This window comes from Herbaspirillum sp. UBA812, assembly GCF_002296545.1.
GTDB lineage: Bacteria > Pseudomonadota > Gammaproteobacteria > Burkholderiales > Burkholderiaceae_D > Herbaspirillum > Herbaspirillum huttiense.
Genome location: NZ_DBIC01000131.1, coordinates 1 through 7,563 on the forward strand (window position 1 = coordinate 1; position 7,563 = coordinate 7,563).

General features: G+C 63.5%; 6 protein-coding genes and 1 pseudogene. 3 read left to right on the forward strand and 4 right to left on the reverse strand.

Annotated elements, in window-relative coordinates; all coding sequences use genetic code 11:
• Positions 1 to 9: 9 nt before the first annotated feature.
• Positions 10 to 450 carry an Lrp/AsnC family transcriptional regulator gene (locus B3873_RS08250; RefSeq protein WP_286865199.1) on the forward strand — a complete coding sequence of 147 codons (441 nt, stop codon included), beginning with the start codon at positions 10 to 12 and terminating at the stop codon, positions 448 to 450.
• Between the two features lie 142 nt (positions 451 to 592).
• Here B3873_RS08250 and glmU read toward each other — a convergent pair whose 3' ends face one another.
• Complete coding sequence (glmU, locus tag B3873_RS08255; protein ID WP_286865194.1) at positions 593 to 1,951, reverse strand: bifunctional UDP-N-acetylglucosamine diphosphorylase/glucosamine-1-phosphate N-acetyltransferase GlmU; 1,359 nt, start codon at positions 1,949 to 1,951, stop codon at positions 593 to 595.
• A gap of 309 nt (positions 1,952 to 2,260) precedes the next feature.
• Here glmU and B3873_RS08260 point away from each other — a divergent pair, with 309 nt between their 5' ends.
• Positions 2,261 to 3,310 (forward strand): glycosyltransferase family 4 protein, encoded by a 1,050-nt coding sequence (locus B3873_RS08260; RefSeq protein ID WP_034332253.1) that lies wholly within the window; start codon positions 2,261 to 2,263, stop codon positions 3,308 to 3,310.
• A 49-nt stretch (positions 3,311 to 3,359) separates the two neighbouring features.
• Here B3873_RS08260 and rfbG read toward each other — a convergent pair whose 3' ends face one another.
• From rfbG to B3873_RS08275, 3 genes are all read right to left on the reverse strand, one after another.
• Entirely contained in the window at positions 3,360 to 4,436 is a 1,077-nt protein-coding gene (gene rfbG, locus B3873_RS08265) for a CDP-glucose 4,6-dehydratase (protein ID WP_199725041.1), read from the reverse strand.
• Positions 4,437 to 4,879: 443 nt separating this feature from the next.
• A complete protein-coding gene (gene ttcA / locus B3873_RS08270; protein WP_199900276.1) occupies positions 4,880 to 5,842 on the reverse strand; it encodes a tRNA 2-thiocytidine(32) synthetase TtcA in 963 nt (320 codons plus the stop codon).
• A gap of 180 nt (positions 5,843 to 6,022) precedes the next feature.
• Positions 6,023 to 6,958: a LysR family transcriptional regulator gene (locus B3873_RS08275; protein ID WP_034332256.1), complete on the reverse strand. Its 936-nt coding sequence runs from the start codon at positions 6,956 to 6,958 to the stop codon at positions 6,023 to 6,025.
• Between the two features lie 264 nt (positions 6,959 to 7,222).
• On the opposite strand from B3873_RS08275, the pseudogene B3873_RS08280 reads away from it, so the two are divergent.
• Positions 7,223 to 7,563, forward strand: a pseudogene (locus B3873_RS08280) (M20 peptidase family dipeptidase); the annotation flags it as partial.

A 7,563-nucleotide genomic window follows, 5' to 3' on the forward strand; every position in this document is an offset into this window, starting at 1 on the left:
CAGAACGCCCTGCAGAGTGATGCAGGCCAGACCAGCCAGGAGCTGGCCGCCCAGGTGCATGCCTCGCCGCCGACCTGCCTGCGCCGCGTCAAGCGGCTGGTCGACGCCGGAGTGATCGCGCGCCAGGTCGCCTTGCTGGATCCGGCCCAACTGGCGTCCACGCTCACGGCACTGGTCGAGATCACGCTGGATCGCCAGGGCGAGGAAGAGCAGCAGGCCTTCGAGGCCTTGGTGGCGGGGGAGGCGGCGGTGCAGCAGTGCTATCGGGTCTCGCCGGGGCCGGATTTCGTGCTGGTGGTGCTGGTGCGCGACATGCCGGCTTACCACGCACTGGCGCACCGGCTGTTCGCCTCCCAGCGCAACGTGCGCAATGTGCGCAGCTATTTCTCCATCCACCGCAGCAAGTTCGAGACGGCCATCCCGCTCGGCGCGGCTGCTGACGCCCCATGAAAAACGGCCGAAACCTTCAGGTTTCGGCCGTGTTGGCCTGTGGATAAGTCAGGAAGTAGCGTGTTGACGGGCTTTTTCCTTCATATCGCCCTGAAACCACCCCCGAGTTGGAGTTGTCCACAGGGCGCGCGGCCCGGCGCGCTTACTTCTTGATCTTGACCGGCCGCTGCCATCCCGCCAGCGACAGCTGCTTGGCGCGCGACAAGGTCAGCTGATCGGCCGGGGCATCCTTGGTCAGCGTGGTACCGGCACCGATGGTGGCTCCCTTGCCCACGCGCACCGGGGCGACCAGTTGGGTGTCGCTGCCGATGAAGGCGCCGTCTTCGATGATGGTGCGGAATTTGTTGGCACCGTCGTAGTTGCAGGTGATCACGCCGGCCCCGACGTTGACGCCGCTGCCCACATCCGCATCGCCCACGTAGGCCAGGTGATTGGCCTTGCTGCCTACGCCCACGTTGCTGTTCTTGACCTCGACGAAGTTGCCGATGTGCACATCCTGCGCCAGTTCGGTGCCGGGCCGCAGGCGTGCGTAGGGGCCGATCTGGCCGCCCGAACCGACCACGGCGTCCTCGATGTGGGTGAAGGGCTTGATGGCCACGCCGGCACCGATGCGGGCATTGCGGATCACGCAGTGGGCGCCGATGCTGCTGCCTTCGCCAATGCTGACCTGGCCTTCGAAAACGCAATTGACGTCGATGCTCACATCGCGCCCGCATTCCAGCGAGCCGCGTACATCGATGCGCGCCGGGTCGGCCAGCGTGACACCCTTCTCCAGCAGGCCGTGAGCGATGTTGCGCTGGTGCACGCGCTCCAGCTCGGCCAGTTGCACCTTGCTGTTCACGCCCAGGGTTTCGGCCACGTCATCGGGCTGGGCCGAGACGACTTCCACACCATCGGCCACGGCGGCCGCGATCACGTCGGTCAGGTAGTACTCGCCCTGCGCGTTGTTGTTGGAGAGCTTCGCAAGCCACTGGCGCAGACGCGCCGTGGGCGCGACGATGATGCCGGTGTTGACTTCGCGGATGGCACGTTCGGCCTCGCTGGCATCCTTCTGCTCGACGATGCGCTTGATCTGGCCGTCCTCGCGCACGATGCGGCCATAGCCGGTGGGGTTGTCCAGGGTCACGGTCAGCACGCCCAGCTTGTCCTGGCCGGCCGCATCCAGCAGACGCTGCAGCGAGGCGGCCGTGGTCAGCGGTACATCGCCATACAGCACCAGCGTGGGCGCGCCATCATCGAGATGCGGCACGGCCTGCATGACGGCGTGGCCGGTGCCCAGCTGCGGTTCCTGCAGGGCAAACGACAGGCCCTGGCCGGCGAAGGCCTTGGGCACGGCATCGCCGCCGTGGCCGTAGATCACGCACAGTTGCGTCGGTGCCAGCTGGCGTGCGGTATCGATGACATGGCCCAGCAGGGGTTTGCCGGCGAGCGGATGCAAGACCTTGGGCAGCGCGGATTGCATGCGTTTGCCCATGCCGGCGGCGAGGATGACGATGTTCATGAGTGGCAGCGAAGAGGAGCGAAGAAAAGCCAAAAGTCTAGCACGCGCCCCCTGCACGCCAGCATCCGCATCGCTGCGCATCGTCGCAAAAGAGGAAGTTGAGGGGCCTTTGGCGGTTTACTCCGGTCTTTATGCGCACGGCTCCCCCTTACCATGTCAAGCTGCGCAGTCTCGCCTGCGCGTTGCGACTGCCCACCTCTGCAGGAGGCCGTAGCGATGCGAGCGGGCAGCCGACTGATGAACTGACAGAACCAATAGAACCAATAATGACAACCGGTCCGGCCCAGCCCGACCCTTCCTGGAAAGTGCATGAAGATTCTTCTGTTGAACGATGAGTTCTACACCACCGGTGCCAGCACCGCGATGCTGCGTCTGGCCGAGCGGCTGGTGCAGAACCATGAGGTGTCGGTCCTGCCGCGTATCGATGGCCAGGGTGAAGTGCGCAAGCAGTTCGAGGCGATGGGCGTGCCCATCGTCAAGGACCTGGCGGGCGATCCCGACGTGATCGTATCCAACTGCATCCTCTCGGGGGCGCTGGTGGGGGAAATGGCGCCACGCTGCCCGGTGATCTGGTGGATCCACGAAGCCGAGATCGGGCGCGACCTGCTGCTGCGCTATCCCAACATGGCACAGGGTTTCAAGAGCGCTTCGCATATCGTCTTCCAGACCGAATTCCAGCGCCTGGTCTATGGCAGCTTCCTGTTCGACAGCCCGGCCATGGTGCACGTGCTGCCGTTCTGGAACGACGCCATCTACCGCCAGCAAGACCTGCAACCCAAGCCCAAGGACAAGAAGCGCATCGTCTGCATCGGCACCATCGAGCCGCGCAAGCGCATGGAAGACACCATCATGGCCGTCAATGCCATGAGCAGCGACCAGCGTGCGGGCATCGAGGTGGTCTTCATCGGCAAGTACCTGCAGCTGGGCGAGGGCGCGCGCAAGCTCTCCGAAGCGCTGCCGGAACGCTATCGCTTCCTGGGCGAGCAGCCCAACGAGGAAGCCCTGCGCTACCTGGCCTCGGCCGATGCCTACGTGCTGGCCAGCTCCAGCGAATCACAGCCGCTGACCATCTGGGAATCCTTCGAACTGGATGTGCCGGTCTGCCTCTCCGATCTGGAGACCTATCGCCACATCGGTCTCAAGCATGGCGTCAACGCCCTGATGCATCCGGTCGGCAACATCGATCTGCTGTGCTCGAATCTGCAGACGGTGCTGCACAACGAGGATGTGCGCCGCCGCGTCACGCGTGCCGGCAAGAGCCTGCTGCTGAAGAATCTCACGCGGGAATGGTCGGACGAATTCGAACGCCTGATCCTGCGTACGCAGACCATGGCTGAAATCAGAAAGATGGGATATTGAACAAAGCCCTCGCCGGAGCAGATCCGGCGGGGGCTAGTCTTTTGCGGACTTAGTTCAGGCTTTGATAGAAGGCAATCTGGTTTTCCGAGAGCGTGCGCAGGTCCTCGTTGTTGAGGTAACCCGCGTACCACTGCGCCGTCAGTTCCAGCGCGGTGTAGAGCTCCATCTTCGGAATCCAGTCCAGGCGCTGGCGCACCTTGGAAATATCCAGGCGCAGCAGGGCGGCTTCGTGCGGTCCGTTGGCCTGGGTCTCCAGGCGCACTTCCACCTGGCCCGCGTCATTCTTCTGCAGCGAATGATTGAAGGTGGCGCACAGCTGGCTCACGGTCTGCAGGTCGGTATCGGCCGGCCCGAAATTCCATCCTTCGGCAAACGCACCGCCCTGCTCGTAGAGCAGCTGGGCAATCTGCAGGTAGCCCGACAGCGGCTCCAGCACGAACTGCCACGGGCGTACCGCGTGCGGATTGCGGATCACGACCGGCTCTTCCTTTTCCAGGGCGCGCACGAAATCGGGAATCAGGCGATCGGCCGCGAAGTCGCCGCCACCGATCACGTTGCCGGCGCGCACGCTGGCGATGCCGACGGTGTTGTCGGGATTGCTGGCAAAGAAGGAGCGGCGATAGGCGGAAGTCACCAGTTCAGCGGCGCCCTTGCTGCTGCTGTAGGGATCGTGGCCACCCATGGGATCGTCTTCGCGATAGCCCCACAGCCACTCGCGGTTCTCGTAGCACTTGTCGCTGGTGACCACCACCACCGAACGCACGCTGGGCGTATGGCGTACGGCTTCCAGCAGGTGCACGGTGCCCATGACATTGGTGGCGTAGGTATCGACCGGCGTGGCATAGGAGTCGCGCACCAGCGGCTGGGCCGCCAGGTGGAACACCACATCGGGCTGCACGGCAGCCAGCGTCTCGGCCAGGTGCTGCGGATCGCGCACGTCGCCGATGGTGGTCTGCACACAGTTCTGCAAGCGCGCCAGATGGAACAGGCTGGGATTGGTCGGTGCCGGCAACGCGTAGCCGCTCACCTTGGCCCCCATCAGGTGCAGCCACAGGGTCAGCCAGCTTCCCTTGAAGCCGGTGTGACCGGTGATGAAAACGCGCTTGTCGCGCCAAAAGTTAGCCATCAGGCAGCCTCATACACGGTATGGCAGAGAGTCGTTCGGGGTGCAGAGGCATGACGGCGGCAAGCCGTTCAATCACGCGGATGGCGATACCACGCAGGCCGGCCGTGACACTGGCCGAAACCACGTTTCCCTGCGAAACCACGACTGCATGGTTATGTTTTTTCTTTCCCTGGCAAAGCGGCCTCGCGGCACGCCATTGCGATGGGACAGATTAGAACATGCGTGTTTTCGCCTTCAAGCGTGGAAGAGGAGGGTATTTGATGCCCAATCCCCGACTATAGCCATATGACAACAAAAATTTACTTTTGCATCAGCCTGCGGGAATCGGCAATGGGCGCGAAAGCCGCGCCACAAGGGCATTTCCTACGGATGAGGTGGAACGCAGTGTCTCGCCGGACTAAGGTTTTGCGAGACGCCACAATGAGCCGCAGCGTCTCGCGTGCTCAGACCAGATTGATGACGGACTGGCCCTGGTCCAGTTTGTCGTCGCGGTCGAACAGGGTATCGCCCTGCGCTTCCTTGCCGGCCCCGGCGGTGAAATGCGTGAAGTCGAACAGGCTGCGGTCCAGCATGTGGGACGGCGTGATGTTGGCCATGGCCGTGAACATGCTCTTGATCCACAAGGGATTGGTCTTTTCCCACTGGTTGAGCATCTCGCGCATGGCCTGGCGCTGCAGGTTGGGCTGCGAGCCGCACAGGTTGCAGGGGATGATGGGGAATTCCATGGCGGCCGCGTACTTCTTGATGTCCGGCTCGCGCACGTAGGCCAGCGGGCGGATCACCACGTTCTCGCCATCGTCGGCGATCAGCTTGGGCGGCATGGTCTTGATCTTGCCGCCGTAGAACATGTTGAGCATGAAGGTGTGCAGGATGTCATCGCGGTGATGGCCCAGCGCGATCTTGGTCGCACCCAGTTCCTTGGCCACCCGATAAAGGATGCCGCGGCGCAGGCGCGAGCACAGCGAGCAGGTGGTTTTGCCCGGGGCGATCTTTTCCTTGACGATGCTGTAGGTGTCTTCTTCGACGATGCGATAGGGCACGCCGATGCGCTCGAAGTATTCCGGCAGGATGTGCTCGGGGAAGCCGGGCTGCTTCTGGTCCAGGTTCACGGCGATGATCTCGAACTTCACCGGGGCCACCGTCTGCAGGTAGCGCAGCGTGTCCAGCATGGTGTAGCTGTCGGCGCCGCCGGACATGCAGGCCATGATGACGTCGCCGTCGCGGATCATGTCGAAGTCGGCGATGGCGCGGCCGGTGAGGCGGCGGATGTTCTTTTCCAGCAGCTCGAAGCGGCGCGAACCGCGCGCGGTCACTTCAGGCTGGCCGCGTTCTTCCTGTTCCTGGGCGGAGGAAGCATCGAGGTCGGCGAGGTCGGACAGTTGCACTGCAGCGGCAATGTCGTTCATGGGGTATTCCTTCAATCGGTAGGCTGTTGCTGCCGGACGAGCAATGTTGCCGCTCCTCCATATCCGGAGGGGACAGGGGCGGAAGGCTGCGTGCGGGCGGAGGACCGGCATTTTCTCATGCAGCGCCGGATCCTGCCATTTCTGCGTGGCTTGCCGCGGGGCAAGCGTCGCATGGATGCCTCATTTGTCGGCTTGCAGCGCGCCCAGTTCGTGCCGCGTGCGGATCTGCCGGATCGCCGCCACCAGGAAATCGATGAAGGCCGCCACCGCCGGCGGCAGCTTGCGCCCGGCCATGGTCTGGACCTGCAGGGTGCGCTGGTGCAGTTCGCTCTCGGCCATCGGCACCAGGGCCATGGCATCTTCCTCGGCGCGTTCCTGCACGGTGAGGAAGCCGCCCAGCGCCACCGTATCCGGCGAGCGGGCGGTGAAGCGGTAGACCGCGCCCAGCGAATGGCTGGTGAACACCGGCGCGAACAGCAGCCCGCGCATGCCGCAGGCGATGTCGAACAGCTGGCGCACCGTGGAGCCCTGTTCGGGCAGGGCCAGCGGGTAAGGTGAAAGATCGTTCAAGGACAGCAGCTTGCGCGCGGCCAGCGGGTGGTCGCGCCGCATCAATGCGAAGATGGGTCCCGATTCGCGGTAGGCGATATTGAGCCCTTCCACCGGGCCCAGGCTGTAGGTGACCGAGATGTCGGCCTCGCCATCGATGACCATCTGCGATGCCTTGGCCGCGCCGACCACGTTGAGCTTGAACTGCATGCCGGGATATTGCTCGCGGAAGTGCGCCATCACGTTGGGCAGCAGGTCCCAGGCAAAACCCTCCGAACAGGCCAGCGTGACCACGCTCTGGCCGACCGCGTGCAGTCCCTTCACCTCTGCCATCACCTGCTCCACCTCCAGCAGATTGCGCCGCGCGAAAGCCATCAGCACTTCGCCAGCGGGTGTGAGCACCATGCCGCGCGCGCGGCGCTCGAACAGCGGCACGCCGGTTTCTTCTTCCATCTTGGCGATCTGGCGGCTCACCGCCGAGACGGCCACGTGCAGCCGTTCGGCAGCAGCCGTCAGGGAGCCGGTGCGGCCGACCTGGTAGAAATAGCGGAGCGCGGTACTTTGCATGGCAGAAATGACTTTCTGAATTCGGCAAACAATGAAGAGAAACCTTGCAAAGCTGCGCAAGGCCATCCTGGTGCGCGCGGATGAAGATGCACGAAATAACCGCGTTGAAGCGCAATTCATGCACGTTTCTTGGGCTGGAACGCGCTGAAAAACACGATAAATCATTTTGCCAATTTGCGAAAGCAGTGTTTTAAAAATTGACATTGTTGGAAACCATGTCGGCTCCTAGAATCGTCTCCAATGACAGTTCACCCGGAGTCCTCCATGTCCCGCAGCACCGCCCTTCGCCTGGCCGCCGAATATTTCGATTCGGGCCGTTTCCAGCGTGACCTGCAACGCCGCATCGCGCTGCCGACCGAAAGCCAGAACGCCGCACGTGCCGATGAACTGGCCGCCTACCTGCGCGAAGAGATCGCACCGGCGCTGGCCGCGCTGGGCTTCGAGACGCAGCAGATTGCCAATCCGGTGGAAGGCGCACCGCCACTGCTGCTGGCGCGCCGCATCGAATCGGCGGACGCGGTGACGGTGCTCATGTATGGCCACGGCGATGTGGTCAACGGCCAGGAAGGCCGCTGGCAGCAGGACCGTTCGCCCTGGCAGCTGAG